Annotated in this window: 18 protein-coding genes and 1 pseudogene; 13 read left to right on the forward strand and 6 right to left on the reverse strand. The window is 38.7% G+C overall.

What is annotated here, in order from left to right:
• Positions 1–3: 3 nt before the first annotated feature.
• The 6 genes from UCH001_RS03505 (at position 4) to UCH001_RS13440 (ending at position 7,689) form a co-directional block, all read left to right on the forward strand.
• On the forward strand, positions 4–492 hold the full coding sequence (locus UCH001_RS03505; protein ID WP_067174368.1) for a hypothetical protein: 489 nt from the start codon (positions 4–6) through the stop codon (positions 490–492).
• Complete coding sequence (serA, locus tag UCH001_RS03510) at positions 489–2,075, forward strand: phosphoglycerate dehydrogenase (protein ID WP_067174371.1); 1,587 nt, start codon at positions 489–491, stop codon at positions 2,073–2,075. The genes UCH001_RS03505 and serA overlap by 4 nt, the downstream gene beginning before the upstream one ends.
• Before the next feature lie 235 nt (positions 2,076–2,310).
• Positions 2,311–3,648: a TolC family protein gene (locus UCH001_RS03515; protein ID WP_067174373.1), complete on the forward strand. Its 1,338-nt coding sequence runs from the start codon at positions 2,311–2,313 to the stop codon at positions 3,646–3,648.
• Positions 3,645–4,454, forward strand: a complete 810-nt coding sequence (locus tag UCH001_RS03520) for an efflux RND transporter periplasmic adaptor subunit (protein WP_067174376.1) — start codon at positions 3,645–3,647, stop codon at positions 4,452–4,454. Before UCH001_RS03515 ends, UCH001_RS03520 begins: the two co-directional genes overlap by 4 nt.
• Before the next feature lie 3 nt (positions 4,455–4,457).
• Complete coding sequence (locus tag UCH001_RS13435) at positions 4,458–6,047, forward strand: efflux RND transporter permease subunit (protein ID WP_067174379.1); 1,590 nt, start codon at positions 4,458–4,460, stop codon at positions 6,045–6,047.
• Positions 6,034–7,689 (forward strand): efflux RND transporter permease subunit, encoded by a 1,656-nt coding sequence (locus UCH001_RS13440; protein ID WP_067174381.1) that lies wholly within the window; start codon positions 6,034–6,036, stop codon positions 7,687–7,689. The genes UCH001_RS13435 and UCH001_RS13440 overlap by 14 nt, the downstream gene beginning before the upstream one ends.
• Positions 7,690–7,717: 28 nt before the next feature.
• On the opposite strand, the gene UCH001_RS13200 is transcribed toward UCH001_RS13440, so the two are convergent.
• Together UCH001_RS13200 and UCH001_RS03535 are read right to left on the reverse strand one after the other, a co-directional pair.
• Positions 7,718–7,885: a hypothetical protein gene (locus UCH001_RS13200; RefSeq protein WP_158508927.1), complete on the reverse strand. Its 168-nt coding sequence runs from the start codon at positions 7,883–7,885 to the stop codon at positions 7,718–7,720.
• The gene (locus UCH001_RS03535) at positions 7,882–8,130 is read right to left on the reverse strand and encodes a DNA-binding protein (RefSeq protein WP_067178456.1); all 249 of its coding nucleotides are present in this window, start codon (positions 8,128–8,130) and stop codon (positions 7,882–7,884) included. Before UCH001_RS03535 ends, UCH001_RS13200 begins: the two co-directional genes overlap by 4 nt.
• A 220-nt stretch (positions 8,131–8,350) precedes the next feature.
• Here UCH001_RS03535 and efp point away from each other — a divergent pair, with 220 nt between their 5' ends.
• The 4 genes and pseudogenes from efp (at position 8,351) to UCH001_RS13445 (ending at position 13,208) form a co-directional block, all read left to right on the forward strand.
• Positions 8,351–8,914 carry an elongation factor P gene (efp, locus tag UCH001_RS03540; protein WP_012856424.1) on the forward strand — a complete coding sequence of 188 codons (564 nt, stop codon included), beginning with the start codon at positions 8,351–8,353 and terminating at the stop codon, positions 8,912–8,914.
• A gap of 1,032 nt (positions 8,915–9,946) precedes the next feature.
• Positions 9,947–10,547: pseudogene (locus UCH001_RS13540) on the forward strand (methyl-accepting chemotaxis protein); the annotation flags it as partial.
• A 353-nt stretch (positions 10,548–10,900) separates the two neighbouring features.
• Positions 10,901–11,446 (forward strand): DJ-1 family glyoxalase III, encoded by a 546-nt coding sequence (locus UCH001_RS03550; RefSeq protein WP_067174386.1) that lies wholly within the window; start codon positions 10,901–10,903, stop codon positions 11,444–11,446.
• Between the two features lie 148 nt (positions 11,447–11,594).
• Positions 11,595–13,208, forward strand: coding sequence for a methyl-accepting chemotaxis protein (locus tag UCH001_RS13445; protein ID WP_067174388.1), 1,614 nt, complete (start codon positions 11,595–11,597; stop codon positions 13,206–13,208).
• A 33-nt stretch (positions 13,209–13,241) separates the two neighbouring features.
• Here the strand turns inward: UCH001_RS13445 and UCH001_RS03560 are convergent, their stop codons facing one another.
• A complete protein-coding gene (locus UCH001_RS03560) occupies positions 13,242–16,175 on the reverse strand; it encodes a DNA mismatch repair protein (RefSeq protein WP_067174389.1) in 2,934 nt (977 codons plus the stop codon).
• 138 nt (positions 16,176–16,313) lie between these two features.
• Between UCH001_RS03560 and UCH001_RS03565 the strand changes: the two genes are divergently transcribed.
• Genes UCH001_RS03565 through UCH001_RS03575 form a run of 3 tightly spaced genes read left to right on the forward strand, consistent with a single transcriptional unit; the run spans position 16,314 to position 18,784 of the window.
• On the forward strand, positions 16,314–16,718 hold the full coding sequence (locus UCH001_RS03565) for a DUF2721 domain-containing protein (RefSeq protein WP_067174391.1): 405 nt from the start codon (positions 16,314–16,316) through the stop codon (positions 16,716–16,718).
• Positions 16,719–16,733: 15 nt separating this feature from the next.
• Complete coding sequence (locus tag UCH001_RS03570) at positions 16,734–17,573, forward strand: S1 RNA-binding domain-containing protein (RefSeq protein ID WP_067174393.1); 840 nt, start codon at positions 16,734–16,736, stop codon at positions 17,571–17,573.
• Positions 17,570–18,784, forward strand: a complete 1,215-nt coding sequence (locus UCH001_RS03575) for an NAD(P)/FAD-dependent oxidoreductase (RefSeq protein ID WP_067174396.1) — start codon at positions 17,570–17,572, stop codon at positions 18,782–18,784. The genes UCH001_RS03570 and UCH001_RS03575 overlap by 4 nt, the downstream gene beginning before the upstream one ends.
• Here UCH001_RS03575 and hemJ read toward each other — a convergent pair.
• The 3 genes from hemJ to UCH001_RS03590 all read right to left on the reverse strand — a co-directional run bounded on the left by hemJ (position 18,781) and on the right by UCH001_RS03590 (position 20,974).
• The gene (gene hemJ, locus UCH001_RS03580) at positions 18,781–19,305 is read right to left on the reverse strand and encodes a protoporphyrinogen oxidase HemJ (protein WP_067174397.1); all 525 of its coding nucleotides are present in this window, start codon (positions 19,303–19,305) and stop codon (positions 18,781–18,783) included. The genes UCH001_RS03575 and hemJ overlap by 4 nt on opposite strands.
• A 61-nt stretch (positions 19,306–19,366) precedes the next feature.
• Positions 19,367–19,669: a N(2)-fixation sustaining protein CowN gene (gene cowN, locus UCH001_RS03585; RefSeq protein WP_067174400.1), complete on the reverse strand. Its 303-nt coding sequence runs from the start codon at positions 19,667–19,669 to the stop codon at positions 19,367–19,369.
• Positions 19,670–19,729: 60 nt separating this feature from the next.
• Positions 19,730–20,974 (reverse strand): GGDEF and EAL domain-containing protein, encoded by a 1,245-nt coding sequence (locus UCH001_RS03590; RefSeq protein ID WP_067174402.1) that lies wholly within the window; start codon positions 20,972–20,974, stop codon positions 19,730–19,732.
• Positions 20,975–21,062: the final 88 nt, after the last annotated feature.

The following is a 21,062-nucleotide window of genomic DNA, read 5'->3' on the forward strand; positions in this document are numbered from 1 at the left end:
GCGATGCAAAAAAAAGTACTTGGCGGACTCTTTTTACTCCTCTTCGTAGCTGTAGGGTTTTTTCTTTCAAAACTTCTACATCAAGATGTGGATGTTAATGTAGAGGTCGCTAGGTACGAACCTTACAAAACGCAAGAAATCAAACAAGAAACATCACAAAAAGCGTGGATCAAAGAGATGGCGCATAAAGACGCTAGGGAATTTGTATTTCCTGTGAATGAGCTCTTTATGCAAATCGATGCGTTTGGTCAAAGAAATGGTAGCGTAGGAAAAGTAAAATCGTTTCGCTTGGTGATTGATAGAGCGGATCGCTACTCACTTTTTTGTATTATTCAAACGCTCACCTCTTTGCGCCTTCCCTATATGGTGATAAAGGAAGACAAGGTTCCTCTCATCTATATAGAAGAAAAGAGTGAGAAACAACTGGAAAATGTTGTTTTAGAACTTGAAAAATACGATATAAAATCAAAAATTGTCGAGGTTTGGTTATGAAACAAAAGAAAATCATTGTGTGTGATGCGATACATGAAAAAGGTTTTGAAATCTTACGTACTGAGAAAGATATCGAAGTTATTGATGCCGTAAAAGTACCAAAAGATGAGCTTCTTAAAATACTTGGTGATTGCGATGTTGCAATTACACGTAGTTCAACCGATGTTGATGAAAAATTTTTAAATGCTGCAACAAATCTCAAAGCAATTGTTAGAGCAGGTGTTGGTGTAGATAACGTTGATCAAGAGGGATGTAGCCGACGCGGTATCATCGCAATGAACGTACCAACAGCAAATACAATCGCGGCAGTAGAACTTACCATGGCACACATGCTTGGATGTGCAAGAAGTTTTCCAAATGCAAACAACCATCTTAAACTTGATCGTGTATGGAATCGTGAGAAATGGTACGGTGTTGAGCTTTCTGAAAAACGCCTTGGTGTCATTGGTTTTGGTAACATCGGAAGCCGTGTAGCTATTCGTGCAAAATCTTTTGGCATGGAAATTGTTGCATATGATCCATACATTTCTGCTTCAAAAGTAACCGATCTTGGAATGACTTATACGACAAATTTTGATGATATCCTAGGTTGTGATTTTATTACCATTCATACGCCAAAAAACAAAGAAACAACGAATATGATCTCTCACGATGAGATCGCAAAAATGAAAGATGGTGTTCGTTTGATTAACTGTGCGCGTGGTGGTTTGTATAATGAAGAAGCGCTTGTTGCGGGACTTAAAAGCGAAAAAATCGCATTTGCAGGCATTGATGTATTTTCAAAAGAGCCAGCAACCAACCATCCTTTACTTGATCTTGAAAATGTGTGCGTAACACCTCACCTTGGTGCAAATACACTAGAATCACAAGAGAAAATTGCTATTCAAGCAGCAGAGAATGCTATTAGCGCAGCACGCGGTATTAGTTATCCTAACGCGCTTAATTTACCGATCAAAGCGGAAGATATGCCAGCATCTTTGAAACCATACCTCGAATTGGTTCAAAAAATGGGCTTTTTGGCTGCTCAGCTTAATCGTTCAGCGATTAAATCAATCCGTTTGGAACTTGAGGGCGATATCGGCGAGCATGGCAAGTCACTTCTCACATTTGGTATCGTTGGTGCATTAAAAGAGACCAATGAAACGACTGTAAATTATGTGAACGCAGAGTTTGTTGCAAAAGAGAAGGGCATTGAAAGTAAATTCGAAGTTCTTGGAAGTACCAGTGGCTATAAAAATAAAGTAACATTGATTTTAGCAACTGATAAAGATGCCGTAAGCATTAGTGGTACAGTCTTTGGAGAAGATGAACAACGTATCGTTGGCATCAATGGCTTCAAGTTTGACTTTAAACCAAAAGGCAAAATGATTATCTTTAAAAATAACGACGTACCAGGTGTTATTGCTAACATTGCCTCTATTTTGGCAAAAGAGGGCATTAACATTGCAGACTTTAGATTGGGTCGCGGTGCGCATCAATTTGCGATGGCAGTTATTCTTGTAGATACTGACATCGATAAGAAAATTATTGCTGAGCTCAATAAACTTGAAACTTGTGTATGGGTTGAATACGCTGTTTTATAATTTTGATTTGATTTTATAGAGGAGTACGCTATAAGCGCACTCCTTTCCTTCTTTTGTTTAAATATAATTAACTTATTTTTCTTTATCTCCTATTTTAAAGCCTTTTTGTAGCATTATAAAAGTAAAATTTTATTATCTTTAGCTAAAACAATCTGCTTAATATTTTTCAGTAAATAAACAAATATTATACGTTTGATAATATAATAGTAATAATAAAAGAATAAAAAGGTTTTGTATGCGAATCCTTCTGATTACTTTACTTGCATTTCATCTCTGTTTTGGAGATGATGGTCTAAGTTTGGATGATGCGATCAAAAAAGTAAAAGAACACAATAGTGAAATTGTGATTGCAAAATTTAATGAAAGAATTAAAACATTAGAGCATCAAGCTGCTCTTGGAGTTAACTACGGAAGTTTAGAGCTCTCTCAAGCAGCACTACGCAGTAATGATGCACTGAATGTCTTTGGATATAAACTTCAATCACGTGAAGCGACGTTTGCTGATTTTGGTTTTAAACAATTCAATGGGTCTAATTATATGCTTTCCCCTGAAGATCTCAATAATCCAAAAGACCGTAACCATTTTCAAACAAAAGTAGAGTACACACTTCCTCTTTATACAGGCGGAAAGCTAGAACAATATGGCAAAATCACAAAAGCATTAGAATCTATGAGCACGCTTGATCTTGAATCATTACGCCTTCAAAAAATTTACGAAATCAAAAAAAGTTTTTATGCGATTTCACTTTTAGATACCTATCTTTACAACTTACAACTTATTGCGTCCAATACTAAAAAACTTGAAGCAAAAACAGCAGCAATGATGGAAGAGGGGTATGTCAAAAAAGTAGATCTCTTAGAGGTACAGAACAAATACTCAGATGTAGAGAGACTCATCGCTCAAGCGGAAGCTAATCGAACGCTTTTATATCATTTCATCTCTTTTTTGGTAGACGAAGAGGTTACTGCTATTAAAGGGCATTATGACGAGGTGCAAGACGTTTCTATAACGGATGAGCGCATTTTGAGTGATAATCTGGATATTAAAAAAGCAGAGCAAGGTGTTGAAATCTCTAAGATGAACATTGCTTTAGCGCAAAGTGCATTTTTACCTCAGGTTGGGGCTTTTGCAAATTACGGTAGTAGTGACGATAAACTGATGAATGATTTTTCTAAAAATGATGCCTATACTGTAGGGCTTCAAATAAAATGGAATCTTTTTAATGGTGGAAGTGATAAAAATAATGTCGAAAAAGCACGGGTAGAGAACCTCAAAGCTTCCCAACAGTTAGTACTGGCAAAGAAACAAATCGCTTTGTATCTCAAGCAGCTTCAAACACAGATAAAAAATGATGAGTACGAGATAAAAAGTTTGAAAAATGAGGTTGATCTTGCTCATGTGATTTATGAAAATTATGCAGGTAGGTACGAGCAAAAACTTGTTTCAATCAATGATGTTTTAATAAAGCAATCCGAAGAACTTAGCAAAGTACTCAGACTGAAAGAGGTACAAAATGCACGCAATGAAAAGATCTTTGAGCTTCAAAAATTAGCCAGTAAGGAAATGTTATGAAATCTTCTTTCTATGTAAAAAGTACGGTTATCTGTTTGATAGCCAGCCTATCCTTAAATGCGGCTAGTTTGAATTTAAGTGGAAGTGTTATCTCTGAAAATCAAAAGACATTATCAAGTCGTTATATGGGGTTTATTCAAACGGTCAATGTCAATGAAGGAGATGTCGTCAAAAAAGGCGATTTACTCTACAGTATCGATTCTAAAGAAGTGGATACGGCTCTTGCCCAGAGTGATCTTGCTATTTCTCAAGCGGAGTTAAATCTTCGTATGTATCAAAATCAATACCAAAACGCAGCGCTTAATTTAGAACGCTACCAACGTTTGCTTGCCAAAGATATGGTTGCAAAATATGAAGTGGAAAACCTCGAACTCTCAGCGAATAATTTCAAAGCAATGGTAGAGATAGCGCAGAAGCAGATAGCACAAGCAAAGCAAAAGCGTCAAGAAGTTTTAAACCAATACCAATACCTCAAAATCAAAGCACCCAATGAGAGTGTTGTTATTGAAAAACATATCAAAGCAGGGGAACTGGCACTCGCAGGTGTCCCAGCACTTGTTTTAGCAGATTTGAGTTCACTAAAAATTACTACAGAAATTGCAGAGAGTTATCTTAGTGGTGTAAAAATTGGAGACCGTGCGCGTGTAGAAATACCTTCTATTGGGTGTATTAGCGAAGGAAAAGTGGAAGCCATCATTCCTAGTTCTAACCCTATGGCACATACGTTTAAAATGAAGCTTTCTTTTAACTGCAAAGAGCTCAAAGCGTACCCTGGCATGTATGCGGTTGTGGTTGTGGGTGAATAAAACATGAAATACAAAGAAAAATACCTTGCAGGTTATCTTGCGCGACTCTTTTTGCGCAATCCATTAACGATGATTTTAGGCATAACGCTTATTACTTTAGGTATCGTAGCGCTTTCTTTAATGCCCAGAGAAGAAGATCCACAAATCTCTATCAGTGGGGGTGTCGTTGTTGTTTCTATGCCAGGTGCTAGTGCAGCTGAAGTAGAGCAAGTGGTTGTCCGCCCGCTTGAGAGGCGTATCAAAGAGATTAAAGGTGTGGAGCACATTTATGGTGTGGCGAGCGATAATGTAGGCATTGTAAATGTGATGTATTATATCGGTGAAAACCGTGAAGCATCCAACCTCAAACTCTACGATAAAGTGATGCAAAATATGGATCAATTACCTGAGGGTGCTTTAACTCCACTGGTGCGTCCTTTTGATATAGATATTGACATTCCCATTCTTTCTATCGCGTTTTACGCAAAAACACCTCAAGGGGTTGATAACGTAAACCTTTATAAACGCGTAGAAGCATTTAGAAATTCGCTCGGTAATGTGGATAATGTTGCTAAAACAGAGATCAAAGGCGAACATAAAGAGCAATTCAACATAGAGATTGATCTTAGTAAACTCTCGGCGTATCATCTTTCATTAGAGCAGATTGTGGGTGCGCTTAAATCACTGACCGCCTCGTCTCCTGAAGTGAAAAATAGAACGCAAGAGGGAAAACTGATTGTTTTTGGTGTTAAAAATGCGTTGGAGAGAGTTGAAGATATTCAAAACCTCATTGTGGCAAATTTTGGTGGATCAGTCGTTTATTTAAAAGATATCGCTGCTATTCATCTAAGTGATGACATTCAAAATAAAAAGAGTGCACAAATAAGTTATAAACAGGGTGAGGCTATGACACCTCTGCAAGATCAAGTCACACTGAGTATTTCGAAACTAAAAGGCTCCAACGCTGTGGTGATTGCGAATGATGTACTCAAACGCCTTGAAGCATCAAAAAATGAGTTAGACAAAGAGGGCATAGGCTACATTGTGACTCGAAACTATGGAGAACGTGCAAATGAAGCAGTCAACGAACTGGTCTTTCACTTGCTCATTTCCATCGTGATTATTGCATTGTTGCTCATTTTTATCTTAGGCTGGAGAGAAGGACTTATTGTAACACTTACCGTTCCTGCTATTTTAGCCATTACCATTTTTATTGCGTATATGAGCGGACAGACGATTAATCGTATCACGCTTTTTGCCTTTTTACTGAGTTTAGGACTGTTGGTCGATGATGTGATTGTTGTCATTGAAAATATTCACCGTCATTTGCATAGTAAAGATTCTCAGGATAAAGAGATGGATGAACTCCTTATCGAAGCAACCGATGAAATTGGTGCACCAACCAATCTCGCAACCATTGCGATTATCTTAACGATGGTTCCAATGGCATTCGTAGGGCAGATGATGGGAGAGTTTATGAAGCCCATTCCTCTTAATGTCCCAGTGGCAATGCTGTCTTCACTGCTAATTGCTTATATCTTTACGCCATTTTTAGCACGTAAATTTCTGAAAAAGCCAAACCATAAAAAAGGAGAGAATCATGGAAAAATTTGAGCACTTTATCTATTCTCTCTTAGTGGAAGAACGTAAGAAAAAACTAGTGCTTCTTTTAACATTGGTGGCGTTTGTTTTGGCTATCTTGATGTTCCCTAGCAAAATCGTCTTAGCAAAGATGCTTCCTGGAAAAAGTACCAATACCTTTTCCATTTATGTTGATCTTCCTAATGGACGCTCTTATCAAGAGACAAATACTATCAACCAGTGTGTTGTATCTATTTTGCAAAAAGAGAAAGAGATACAAAATATTGAAGTCTTTAATGGTATGGGCTCGCCTCTTGATTATGCAGGCCTGGTAAAAGACTCAGGGCTGAAAAGTGGCGAACATGTCAGTGAAATCGTTGTCAATCTGAGTGGTATTCATCAACGAGATGAACGCTCCTATGCGATGGTACACCGTTTACGCCCACTCATTCAGAAAAACTGTGAAGGACTCATTCCTCAAACCTCCATCAAAATGGTTGAGCAGCCAGCAGGTCCACCAACGATGGCAGCACTTGTCATTGAGCTTTATGGCGAAAATTCAGAGCGTCTAGGTACTCTTGCAGGGCGCATCAAGCAGATATTAATGCAGACAAAAGATTTAGTTGATATTGATATCATGAGTGATGAGATTTATGAGAAGTACTCGTTGGTGCTGGATAAAGAAAAAGTAAGCCGTTCACAACTGAGTATTCAAAAAGTTAATGAATTACTCTATCTTGCATTTGAAGGAATGCATGTTGCGCATAAAAATAGTGAAAACTCACCGTATCAAATACCTTTATACGTTGTCCTTAGCGAACACTCAAAGTCTCTTCCTTATGCTTCAAAAGAGGAACTAAGTGCTAAGCTAAGCGCGCTCAAACTGATAAATGCTGTAGGTATGATGGTCCCTCTCTCAGAAGTGGTCCGTGTTGAAAAAGTAGCGTCTAGCCCTACCATCATGTCAAAAAATCTCCAAAAGATGGTCAGCATCGTAGCAGAAGCAGATTTGGTTTCACAAGTCTATCCACTCTTGGAAGCACGTTCGAAAATAAAAGAGGCGTTTCAATCAGAGTTTGAAGTAAGCAATAGTCATCTGTTTGATATAACGCTTAAAGATAAAAAGAATGGTGAAGTGTATGAACTGGTTTGGGATGGCGAGATGAAAGTAACTATGGATACCTTCAGAGACTTAGGCGGTGCATTTATTGCAGCGCTTGTGCTGATCTTTTTGTTAATGGTTGTTTATTACAAAAGCTTTGCACTTTCGGGCATCGTATTGCTGGGTAGCTTTCTCTCTATCATCGGTGTTATTGTGGGACATTGGTTTATGGACCTCTTTTCTTCAACAACATTCTTTCTTACAGCAACATCTCTGATCGGGTTTATTTCCTTGATGGGGATTAGTTCACGTAATGCACTTTTGTTGATTGATTTTGCTCAAACGCTGATTGCTCAAGGAGTAGGAAAAAAAGAAGCCATCGCAAGGGCAAGTGCGACACGTGCAAAGCCGATTTTTTTAACAGCTGCCGCGATTATTTTAGCGAGTACGCTTCTTGCGACAGATCCTATTTTTGGGGGGTTGGGAGTTGCACTTATCTTTGGAACGATTGCTGCGGTTATCGTCTCTTTAGTGGTTGTACCTGTTCTAATGGATAATACAAAAGCAATTTAAGACATTTACATGTAAAAGATAGGAAATCTTATCGTTTTACATGTAAAAATTTTCGACGCGTCGAAACCAAGAGACGCATCATACGATACACAAATAAACGTTTATTAACAGGACTAATCTTACGGCAATTTTCATCTTTTAAACACTCGAACACTTCTTCTAACGCCAACTTTTCACTCACGGATAGATTTGTCATACCGTTCCTTTTTGCCCGTCATTTATTTTGCGTACCAGTCTTACAATATCTTCATCTCTTAACATCCCAAGCATATTGAAAACAACAGGAATTCCCATAGGTGCACTACTACCAAGTCTCCACTCTTGATAGGTACGCATTGAAATACCACAGTTTTCTGCCATCTTCTTTTGAGAAATTTTTTTGCCCATATTCTCAGCTTCAATAGCATTATGTAAAAGATTGATGATATCGCTTGTTTTCATCATATGATTGTACAAAAAAATGTATTAAATATAAATTAAAATGTATTAAATATACTAATTAAATTATATTTTAAACTTTATAACAGATATTATATCTTATTTATTGTTAAAATAATTCTTTATTTTGATTAAAATATACAAAATATTGTATAAAAATACTCCATTTTGTTGTCGTGATTTTTTTCGCTATAATGGCGGAAACTAAAATTTAGGAGAATTTATGGCCTCTATTTCTATGGGCGACTTAAAAAAAGGGTTAAAAATCGAAATTAACGGTACCCCTTATAAAATCGTAGAGTATCAACATGTTAAGCCTGGTAAAGGTGCTGCATTTGTACGCTGCAAAATCAAATCATTTATGGATGGAAAAGTTATTGAAAAAACATTCCACGCAGGTGATAAATGTGAGACTCCAAATCTTGAAGACAAAATCATGCAGTTTTTGTATGACGATGGTGAATTTTTACAATTTATGGACAGCGCAACATATGAGCAAATCGCTTTAACACACGATCAAGTGGGTGAAGCTGCAGATTGGATTATTGATGGTATGAATGTTGATATGCTTTACCACAACGGCAAACCTATCAGCGTTGAAGCACCACAATTTGTTGAGCTTAAAATCGTAGAGACACCACCTAACTTCAAAGGCGATACACAAGGTGGTAAAAAACCAGCAACACTTGAGAGTGGTGCGGTTGTACAAGTACCTTTCCACGTTGTTGAAGGCGATGTGATTAAGGTTGACACTGTTCGTGGCGAATACTTAGAAAAAGTAAAATAAGTTTAGACTACATCTAAAGCATAGCGTAATTATTTTACGCTATGTCCTCTTCCTCTTTCCTTCTTTAATGCTATAATATAACCTTATAACCCAAGTGTTTAGGAGGTTGTCATCATGTTTACGAATCTCTCCATTAAAGCTCGCAATATTATCTTAGCATGTGTCGTGATTCTAGGATTGACAGCTATTCATAGCACTGCAAAATTTTTCAATGATAAAGAGAAAGAACTGCTTCATCTTAGAGTGGATATTATGACATTAAAAGAAGATATCTTGAACTTGCGTAAGCATGAAAAAGATTTTTTAATGCGTAATGATCTAAAGTATGAAAAAGCGCTTCTCGAGTCTGCTTCAAAACTCTCTGCAAAACTTGGAACTATCGCTAAAACAGCCGATACTCTTGGTATTCAATCAACAGAGATAATTCGCTTACAAGAAGTCATTACCACGTATACGACCGTTTTCAATGAAGTAGTTGCCCAAAAAAAGAAGTTAGGACTAAGCCCGGAAGAGGGCTTAGAAGGAGCAATGCGTAAAGCCATTCATGAAGCGGAAAGTGGATTTAAAGAGCTCAAAGATTATAAGATGCAAACGCTTATGTTGACGCTTCGTCGCCATGAAAAGGACTTTATGCTCCGTTTTGCACCCAAGTACAGTGAAGAACACAGCGCGACGTATAAAAAAACGCTTGAGTATGTGCAAAGCCATGAGGAACTTGCCTTTTCAGTAAAGCTATTAGAGGCATATCGACAGAGTTTTGTCGAATTTGTCAAGGCATATGAAGTCTTAGGCTTGGATGAAAAGAGTGGGCTAAATGGAAAATTACGTGATACGGTGCATCAAACGGAATCTTTAGTGGAATCCTCTGTTAAAACGATCGATCAAGAGATAGCCTCAACCCTCCAGCGAACAACCGTAGTGTATGTTATCGTAGGTGGTATGGTTGTTGGCATAGTTGTCTCTTTGATTTTCCTCATTATTCGCAGTGTTCTTGTTCCCTTACGTGCATTAACAAAAGCGATTGTTTCAAACGAACGGGATTTGACGCTTCGTTACAGTACCCCTTATAATGACGAACTTAAAGAGATTGCCGATGCACTCAATGCCTTTATGGAGAGACTACGACAGATTGTTGTAGGCGCCATTCATGCGAGTGATGAAAATGCTGCTGTCTCACATGAACTCTCCACAACATCCAATAACATTGGCAAGCGTGCAGAAGAAGAGAGCCACATTGTAGCGCGTACAACTCAAACAGGAAATCAAGCACGCGATAAGATTGATGATTCTGTTGATAATTCAAAAAAAGCTCAAACAGAAATCGCACAAACCAATGAAGCCCTAACACAAGCCAATGAGATTTTTGGTGTTTTGATTGAAAAGATTGAGCAAACCAGTAGTGTTGAAAATGAACTACAACACAAAATGATTACGCTCTCACAAGATGCAGAAAAGGTGAAAGATATATTGAGTGTGATTAGCGATATAGCAGATCAAACGAACTTATTGGCACTTAATGCCGCTATTGAAGCAGCACGTGCAGGAGAGCATGGGCGTGGGTTTGCGGTTGTGGCTGATGAGGTCAGAAAACTGGCTGAACGCACTCAAAAAAGTTTGATAGAAATTCATGCAACAGTAGGTGTGATCGTTCAGGCGATTGTTAATTCTGCTGATCAGATGGAAAAAAATACAAAGCTGTTTGGTGGGCTTGTTGAACAATCAACAGTGGTATCGCATAAAATAGAAACATCTGTTACTCTTATGAAAAATGCTATTGATGTGGTTGCTTTGGCAACGCATACCTCAGAAGAGACAGGCAGTGAGATCAAAAATATTGTTGATGAGATCAATGAGATCAATCACATTACCTCAAGCAATGCAAGGGATATTGAAGAGATTGCTTCGGCTGCGGAGCATCTACACAGCGTTACGCAAAAGTTGAATGACCAATTGCATTACTTTAAAGTTTAATACAAGGAGTTTACTATGAAAAAAGTTATCGTTCCTCTAGCACAAGGTTTTGAAGAGATTGAGGCATTAACGATTGTAGATATCTTAAGACGTGCCAATGTGGATGTAACCATGGCAGCATTAGAATCATTGCACGTTAAAGGCGCACACGGTATTGTGGTTGTTGCCGATGTACTTTTAAAAGAGATAAATGTAAACAACTTTGATATGATAGCCCTTCCAGGAGGACTTCCTGGTGCGACCAATCTTGCAACTGATCCCACAACGCAAACATTGCTAAAAGAATTTGATGCCAAAGGCAAAATGATAGCTGCTATTTGTGCTGCTCCTTATGCTCTAAAAACAGCAGGTGTCCTTAAAAAAAGCTACACATGTTATCCTGGATTTCAAGCAAAAATTGCGCAAGAAGGGTATAACGCCAACGATAAAGTCATTCGAGATGGTAACGTCACAACTTCGCAAGGTCCAAGCACAGCGATGCTCTTTGCACTCTCTTTAGTTGAGCAGTTGTGTTCAAAAGAGGTTGCCCAATCCTTATCGCATGATCTACTCCTCTCTTAGTCATAGTTAGCTGTAAAGATGTAGTATTCTTTACAGCTTTTTTGATAGATTTTTATACAGATTTATCCCCATTTTTTGTTCTCATTAACATTTCATTACTTTGTCGGAGTATAATTTCACGTATTTTTTAATAAGGCAAGGATCTTAAATGGCGTTTAGAACAATTAAGAGCAAATTGATTTTGCTTTTAACGATTGTGGGTGTAAGTTTTATTCTTTTGGGATATTTAATAACAAAAACAAGTAATGAAGCACAAGATGCAGCAAGAAAAATTTGGTTAACGGGGCAGATTCAGTATGAGTTAGCGGTGTGTGGTATGGAAGTACGTGGGTATCATCTTCTTGCAAAACCAGAATCCGTTGAGCAGTATCAAAGTGCCTATAAGCGACTTTTATCGCATATGGAAACGTTGAAAAAGATTGTGGATAAACCTGAAAACAGAGTCAAAATTACAGAGCTAGAGCAAAAAATTGAACAATGGCATAACTTAAATCAACCACGAATCGATATTATTGGGCAATACAAACACGCTGTCCATGCTACTAATTTTCAAATAGAACATCCTGAAGCTTATGCACAACTCAATACACTGATAGCGCAAAGTGCTACTTCATACGAAGTGATTTTTGAACAAGTAAAAGCATTGGAAGAACGTTTTAAAGAGGGCAATTTAGGAAAGATTGTCTCCAATGAACGTATTTCCCAATTTGTTTTAGTTGTTGTAGCTCTTTTGGTACTCGCACTTGCATTTATAGTCATGCGTTCTATTCGAAACTCAGTTAAAAAAGCGAAAGAAGGTTGTATTACTATGCGCCAAACAAAAGCGTTGAATCGTCGTATTGAAACAGAGAGTCATGATGAAATCAATGAAGCGATGGAAGCGGTTAATCTTCTCTTGCGTGATCTATCGTTAGCGATTAATGAAGCAAAAGATAATGCTTTAGAAAATGCTTCTGTGGCAGAAGAACTTTCTCAAAGTAGCTTGCAAATTGGGAAGCGTGCTGAAAATGAGTCTAAAGTGGTTTTCCAAACCACTCAAGAGACGAAAAGTGTTTTGGGACATATTAAAGAATCTGTACAAAAAACAACTGATGTACGTCATGTAACCCTAGAGGCACAACAAGGGCTTGGCTTAGCACAAGAGACACTAACAACAACGCTAGAACACCTCAATCAAACTGCCTCAAATGAAGCACAAATCAATTCACAATTAATGCATCTAGCCAACGAAGCAGGACAAGTAAGAGAAGTCTTAAATGTGATTGGTGATATAGCGGATCAAACCAATTTGTTAGCACTCAATGCCGCCATTGAAGCAGCAAGGGCTGGAGAGCATGGACGTGGTTTTGCGGTTGTAGCCGATGAGGTGAGAAAACTTGCAGAGCGAACACAAAAAAGCTTGGTCGAAACGAATGCTACGATTAATGTTATCGTTCAATCTATCACCGATATTAGTGGTCAAATGAATGAAAATGCAAGCCGTATTTTAGGCGTTTGTGAGCTTTCCAATACTGTGGCTGAGCATACCCATATGGCAGTAAATCTTCTCAATCAAAGTGTGGTAGCCATCGAAGATGTGGCAAAAGACGCCCAAGACAATCAAGAGCAGTTAGATACCACAGTGCTGGGTAGAATAGAATCTATCAATGGATTTACAAGTTCTAATGCGAGAAGTGTTGAAGAGATTGCATCAGCTGCAAATCACCTCTTTAAACTCTCTGAGGGACTCAGCTCGACACTTTCTCAGTTTAAAACCGCGTAAATATTGTGGGTAAAGAGTGCATTTATGCGCTCTTTACTTCTCCTCATAGTGAAGTTTTAATCCTTCGCTGCTCATGACAAAGCCATTAATCGTAATTTTACCTTCATGCACCATTTTGTGGTGTTTTGCACAAAGCGGTATGAGGTTGTAGCGGTGGTTTTGATGAAAGTGCTCGATGTTTCCGTTAGCATCAGCATTCTCTTGCGCTTTGATGTGATGTACCTCTTCCACATACTCATCACAAAGAGCGCATTTGGAAAGGTAAAGGTTTTTGTTGTATTTACTGCGTTTTTTCTGTTTGAGGAGTTCCACTTCGCCCAGTTCACCTGCAAGACTTCGCCTAATGTCATAAGCGGTTTTAATGAACTCTTTATCCATATGCAAAGACTTTGCAAACTCTAAACCATAGAGCGAACTACCACTGCCAAGCTCTAACTTTCGATTGTAGAGGAGCTTGTCATTCTCTTCATCGTAACTCACTCCTAAATGCAGATAGATGACCTTTTTAAGCTCACTAATGAGTGGAAGGTGACTGAGCTGATGCAGATGGGTCGCAAAGACAAAAAATGAGCCTAAGCTATGCATTTTGGTAATGGCACTTGCAACAATGGCAAGGGCAGATTCGGTTTCAGTACCATGACTGATCTCATCTCCCAAAACAAGTGAAAATGCCGTAGCACGGTTAAAGATGTTTTTGAGCTCCAACATCTCTACGGTGAATGTTGAAAGCCCTTTGTAAAGGTTGTCATGGCTGATAATACGTGTAAAGATTTTATCGAACAGGTTAAAACGCATACTGGCACACGGTACAAAAAAGCCTGCTTGTGCCATAATGACGGCAATGCCCAAACTTTTCATTAAGGACGATTTACCACTGGAGTTAATGCCATAAAGCAGTATTCCTTGTACATCATTGGCACTGCATGCTTCGAGTGTCACATGGTCGTGTGTAATGTCTGCTGAGCAATGTCCTAAGAAGAGATCGTTAGGAATGTAGATGCCATTTTCTTCGCGTGATTCGATGAGTGGATGGCGAAGCCCAATCGCTTCGATAAAGCGTTTTTCTTCTTGCATCGGTAGAAGCTCTGGTCTGGTGTAGTTATACAGTACCGCGCATTTTGCATTGCTCAGCGCAACATCGAGTGTCCCTACAAATGAGATGAGATGCTCCAATGTCAGGGCATAATGCGTTTCAATTTTTTCCAGTATCTCATCATAACGCTGTTTCACTAAAGCGATCATTTGAAGATTACTCAGTACAATCTCTTGGGAAATCTCTTCGATGAGTGTTGCTGAAATCTTGACACTGTTTTTGAGATGCCTAAAGGTAAAGTCTTTAAAAAAGTAGTGTTGATCACCTATGGTAATGAAGCTTTGCATGAGCTTCTCTTCAATCAGCGCAAAACGATTTTTACTGATGGAAATATAATGTCCTTCGCTTTCCAGCCATTCGATACTAATGGTTGTTCGATTGTTTTCCTCAAAGAAACTTTCAATACTTCGTGCAATATGCTCTAATGCGCTAAAACGCTCAGCTTTGCTTTGCTCAATCTTATCAATTTGAGGGAATACGCCTTTTAAAAAGAGGTTCTCATTGATCTGATCTTTACGAAACTTCGCGCAGACATCAAGCACAAACGTGCTTTTTAACATCTCTAACAGCGCTTCACTCTCATCAAAAAGGTTTTTAGGTGTAGGAACTTTCTTAAGCTCAGCTTCTTTTAGAATGCCCAAAATAGCTTCAAGGGAGGTACTGAGATAATCAAGCTCTAAAGGGTGCAATTTTTTAAGAGCAATGCGCCTTAAAATGCGCTCTAAGTCATAGACCTGTTTGAGGGCTATCTCAAATTTTTTATAGTCATGAATGAGTTGTGTACTGAGATCAAAGCGCTCATTCAGTGTTTTAATGTCACAAATCGGGTTGAGCAAACGCTCTTTTAAAAGACGTTTTCCAATGGCAGTAGAGGTTTGATCGATCAGGTTTAAAAGCGTCATCTCTGAAGGGTTTTTAGAGATGATGTCCAACTGTTCAAGGGCGTTGTTGCCGATGTAGAGATAACGGCTATTTCCTAGTAAAATAGGGCGGCTCATCTTTTCGATAATGTTGGCATCATGCTCAATGATAAAATCACACAAAATCGCTAAAGATTCACTGGCATAAGGGTAACGCTCAATGTCAAGGTACTCGATAGGCGAGAGCAGGGAGCGAATCGCATAGATACGTCCGAAAAGCTCATTTTGGTAGGCGACTTTAAGACGCTCTTTGTTGATACTATGTGCCACACTTGGAGTGATTTCAAGGTAATTTTGCACCCACTCTTTATCGATACTTTCGGTATTAAATGTTAAGACAATTTCACTGGTTTTATAGGTTTGCAAGAGGTTGAAAATCTCATCTAAGGCATAGGTTTTATCTTCTCTGGTACCATGTACTTCATTGATGATGGTTTTGCCAGTTGTTACATCAATGGCACTGTAACCGACTGAATAGATAGAATGATTGCAATCCACTAAAAGTGAAACAAGGTAGTTTTCACTGGACTCGATGAGGTAGTCAAAGTTCGTACCTGGGCTTATGATGTTGGAGATATAACGTTTCACATGAGGTGGTTCACCTTTTTGGCGTACTAAAACGATGGTGTATTTTTTAGTCTGTACCAAACGGCTTAAGTAGCGATCGAGTGAAACTGCGGGTATGCCTGCTAAAAGTGGATTTTGTAAAGAATTTTCTAAAATGGATTTATTTTTACGTGTGAGTTGAATGTTTAAAAGTTCTGAAACCTCTTTGGCTTTTCCAATTTGATGGGTTTCATTGTTGACTTCATACGTTTCAAAAAAAGAGCCGATCTCCATAAAAACAATGGTATTTTTGCCATATTTTTCTTCAAAAAAGAGTTGCAGGTCGAAGTAAATTTCGGTCAGTAATCTCTCTTTTGAACAGAGCATTTGTGCAATATTTTCAAGCATTCGTTTCGTATCCACTTCTGTAAATTAAGTAGATTATAGCGCACGAAAGCATAAAGTTTGGTTTGAGCTAAAGCAGTTGTTTGGGTGATTTAAGGTACAATAGATCATCACACGATAAGAAAAATGTTAAGGATTACTATGGAGATTGAGATTTCAACACCCGCACTTTTATTTCCTGCTGTTTCATTGCTTTTACTTGCCTATACCAACCGATTTTTGGCTGTAGCGCAACTGATTAGAATGTTGCACCGTCAGTCAATGGAAAGAGATAATTGCGAAGAGTACAAACAAATCAATAATCTCAAACATCGTTTAGAGCTCACCAAATGGATGCAATTTTTTGGCGTGCTTGCCATTCTTTTATGTACCCTTTCCATGTTTGAACTTTTCTTAGGGCTCTTTGGCATTGGCAAACAGATTTTTGGGCTTAGTTTAATCGCGATGTGTATCTCCCTTTTCATCTCACTATGGGAAGTGATGATCTCTACACGTGCCCTTAATATGGAGCTTAGTGATATGCATGATAAATGCAAAATAAAATAAATTTAAAGAAAAATAATGAATAAATACCTTTTAGTAGGCGAAAAAAATCGCCTTAAAATCAATCGCTATACCGATAATGGCGTTTATCTGATCTGTGAAGATAAAGATGAAGTTTTACTTCCTAACCAGTACGTCAGTTATGCGATGAAAGAGGGCGATGAAATTGATGCGTTTGTCTATTTTGACTCGGAAGATCGCATCGTCGCAAGTACCGTTTTTCCTAAAGCGATGCTCGATGAATTTGGCTGTTTTGAAGTGGTCGATGTGACTCCTTTTGGAGCATTTGTGGATTGGGGCTTACCTAAAGACTTACTGGTTCCTAAAGCGCTTCAAAAGTTTCCATTTCATGTTGGCATGAAAGTCATCGTGCGTGTCTGTTTGGATGATGAGACAGGACGCATTGTGGGCAGTCAAAAGTACAATGAATTTTTGAGCAAAGATTTTAAAAACCTCAAAGTGAACCAAGAGGTAAAACTTTTGGTGCGCGAGAGAACGCCTCTTGGTTTTAAAGTTATCGTTAACAACCTATACGATGGGCTTATCTTCCACAATGAAATTTTTGAAAACATTGAAGTAGGGGATGAAAAAATAGGTTACATCAAGACGCTTAGAAAAGATGGCAAACTTGACATCATTTTACAACCTATTGGCGATAAAAGCGATGAAGTAGCGGTTTCTAAAATCGTAGAGATTTTAAGCCTTACGGGTGGTAGATGCGAGATGAACTATAAAAGCACACCTGAACTTATCTCAGAGCGTTTTGGGCTTAGTCGAAAAGCCTATAAAAGGGCTCTTACGAAACTTATTGATGCCAAAAAACTTGAAGTGAATGACGAAGGCATGCGTCTTTTATGAATCGTGTTGCTATCATTGGAGCGGGGGCTTCTGGACTTGTTTGTGCCATTGAAGCAGCGCGTAAAGCCCATCAAGTCACCGTTTTTGAGAAAAACAGTAAAGTAGGACGCAAAATCCTTGCAACGGGCAATGGCAGATGCAATATCTCCAATGAAAACATTACGCTCTCTCGTTACCATGGTGAAGCACCTCATGCTGCCAAAGAAGCACTAAGACGTTTTGATACCTCTACATGTAAAGCCTATTTTAGAGCATTGGGACTTGAGATGCGTGAAGGTGAAGAAGGTAGACTCTACCCGATGAGCCATCAAGCCTCTTCAGTGGTTGATATGCTGTTGCATGAAGCACGCTCACTTGGGGTTCATTTTTGCCTTGAATGTGAAGTCACTGAAATTAAAAAAGATGGTGCAGCGTTCGTTGTTCATACCAAAGAGCAAAAGCAGACGTTTGATGCCTGCGTTATCGCCACTGGAAGCGTTGCGATGCCTCCCCTTGGAAGCAGTGGTAGTGGCTATAGTTTTGCTAAAGCATTAGGTCATAATGTGATAGAGCCATACCCTTCTTTAGTACAATTTATCAGCGATGAGCCTCATCTTAAAGAAGCCAGTGGTGTAAAAGTAGATGCAGGTGTTGAGCTCTACATTGACAATCAAAAGCGCCAAAGTGTGCAGGGTGATCTGCTCTTTACTGCGTATGGACTTTCTGGCTCTGCCATTTTAGATGTCAGCCGTACGGCATCGAAAGCCTTTGTAGAAGGAGAGCGTGTACATGTAGTATTGGATCTTTTGCCAACTTTATCCCGTGAAGCACTGACATCACTACTTCAAAAAAGAATGAGTATAGCAAAAGAGAAATCTCTCTCCTTATGGCTAGAGGGAATCATCCCTAAAAAGTTGGCACATTTTATCATTCAAAACACCAAACTAGGGCACATCAAAGAGGCATCTATGCTTGGGGCTAAAGAGATCAAAAAGATTGTTTTTGCGTTTAAAGCGCTACGTATTGACATACATGCTACTAAAGGGTTTGAGAGTGCGGAAGTGTGTGCGGGTGGTGTGGATGTGCGAGAACTCGATGCAAAAAATTTGATGTCACAAAAGATGAAAAATCTCTATTTTTGTGGGGAAGTATTAGATATTGATGGAGATTGTGGAGGCTTTAACCTCCACTTTGCTTGGGCTTCTGGATATTTAGTAGGTCAAAGTCTTTAGTCTCTATTACCCTTATGCGCAGGTTGTTGAAAAATCATGTAGATGATAAATGCAAACAGCGCAACTGCAATACTTGTGAAAAGAAGTGAAAATGTTTTAACAACGACGTACGCTACGATCAAAATTGAAAGTAGGGTTGGAACTTCATTGTACGCTCTAAAAAACTTACCACTGCGTTCACATTCATCTTTTTCAAGTTGTGCTCTAAAATACTCTAAAGAAAATGAATAAGCTATCATGAGGGCAACAACGACAAGTTTAGCATAGAGCCATTCGCCACTCTCAAATAAAATAGGGTTGATGATGAGCATCGCGGTACCACTGATAAGAGTTGCCCAAAATGCTGGAAGACCTATGTACTTATAGACTTTATATTCTTGAATTTTAACGACTTCGACAAATTCACTTTTGTGAGAGTGTTCCACATGGTAAACAAAAAGACGTGGCAGATAAAAAAGCATCGCCATCCACGACATAAAAGACATAACGTGAAACGTTAAAATCCAACTATAATACTCCATTTTTCGCTCCTGCAAAAATATGCGTGCATTATAACAAGTATAAGAGGTTTTTTAGGGATTTTTAACAGCACTCCATCTCTGCTTTTTCCATGAGTTCTACTCCTTTGTCAAAATCATACTCTTCAAAGAGAGCGGAGAGGTAAAAAACATGAGAGCAGATGTGGTATAAAATATCTTTAGAGTCATGCTTTGCAAAAACTTCTTTATAATTTGAGGGGATAAGGGTTTCAAAACGAATCCACAAATCATCTTTTGCTTCGGGATGAAGCTCAAAGAGTTCATACATAGCATCGAGCACTTGAGTTGCGTTTTCATAGCAATCGATGTTATGAAAACTCACATATCGGTCGCGAATCTCTTCCATTCATGCAGCCTTTTTAAGAGGCTTATGCACGTTGTGTTCCACGAGAAAACAAGTTTTGATTTAATACAGTGCCAAATTTTCCAAAGGCATAGGCTCACTCCACAAATAGCCTTGAAAAAAGTCAATACCTAACTCTTTACATGTTAAGTATATCTCTTCATTGGCGACGAATTCTGCCACCGTTTGCATACCTACTTTTTGTGCAAAGGTGACAATCGCTTCAACAACGGCTTTATGAATAGCATTTTTATGAATGTTTTTTATAAGCGAGCCATCGATTTTGATGAAGTCCGCTTGGAGTTTCACAAGGTATTCAAAGTTTGAGTAACCTGTTCCAAAATCATCGATGGCGATTTTCACCCCTTGGCTTTTCAGCAAGGTTAAAAACGAGATGACTTCAGGGTGATTTTCGATACCTTCACCCTCTGTGACTTCGATGGTAAGGCGTTCTCCCACATTGTATTCGTACATTTTCTCCAGTAAAAAATCGACTCTATTTTGGTCTAAAATATCACTGAGTGAGAGGTTAATGGAGAATTCTGCTGTTTTATTGGCAAAAAATGAGAAGGCTTTTTGGATGACGATTTTGGTGATGTTGCCATACAGGTTGGCTCGTTTGGCATGTTCTAAAAAGAGATATGGCGAGATGATTTTTCCCTCGGCATTGCGCAGACGTACCAAGCATTCAAATTTGGGGATTTTACCACCTTCAATGCTTTGCGCAAATACTTCAAAACGGTCTTTTTTAAGAGCTTCTCGAATGGTCTTTTCCCACTCAACATCGGCTCTGGCATTGGATTGGGGATTGCACAAAGAAGGGATAGAAGCATCGTAAACCATCAAATCTTTACCGATGCGCTTTGCTTGTTTTATCGCAAATTCGGCATTGAGGAAAAGATCATCGTAACCTACAGCAACACCGATGCGAAGGGGTGTATAGATTTTTTCATTGTCAATCTCAATGGGTGAATAGCCAAAGTACCAAAGGCATGACTCAATGTTTTGTAAAAAGTGCTCTTGGGGCACCTCTTTGCCTGAGAGGATAGCAAATTCATCGCCACCTAGATGGAAAACAACAGCTTGTGTGAAACGACGTTTGAGCCTTTGCGAGATGGTTTTAAGTATTTGATCTCCCACCTCATAACCAAAAGAGTGGTTAAAGTTCCAAAAGCCGTTAACGTTTAATAGGGCAAGTTTATTGGCAGTGGAATTAGAAAGCGTATTGATAAAGCGTTGGCGGTCAGGCAGTTCAGTTAACGGATGAATTCTTCCATAACGCAATTCATATTTGAGCTCTTTTCGCATACGCGCTTGCACCTTTGTGTTATTTACGTGATAGTTTAAATAGTATGTCTATTATTGTACTATGCCATTATTTAAAAAATCATCTATA

Origin of the sequence: Sulfurospirillum sp. UCH001 (assembly GCF_001548035.1) — a bacterium.
Lineage (GTDB): Bacteria > Campylobacterota > Campylobacteria > Campylobacterales > Sulfurospirillaceae > Sulfurospirillum.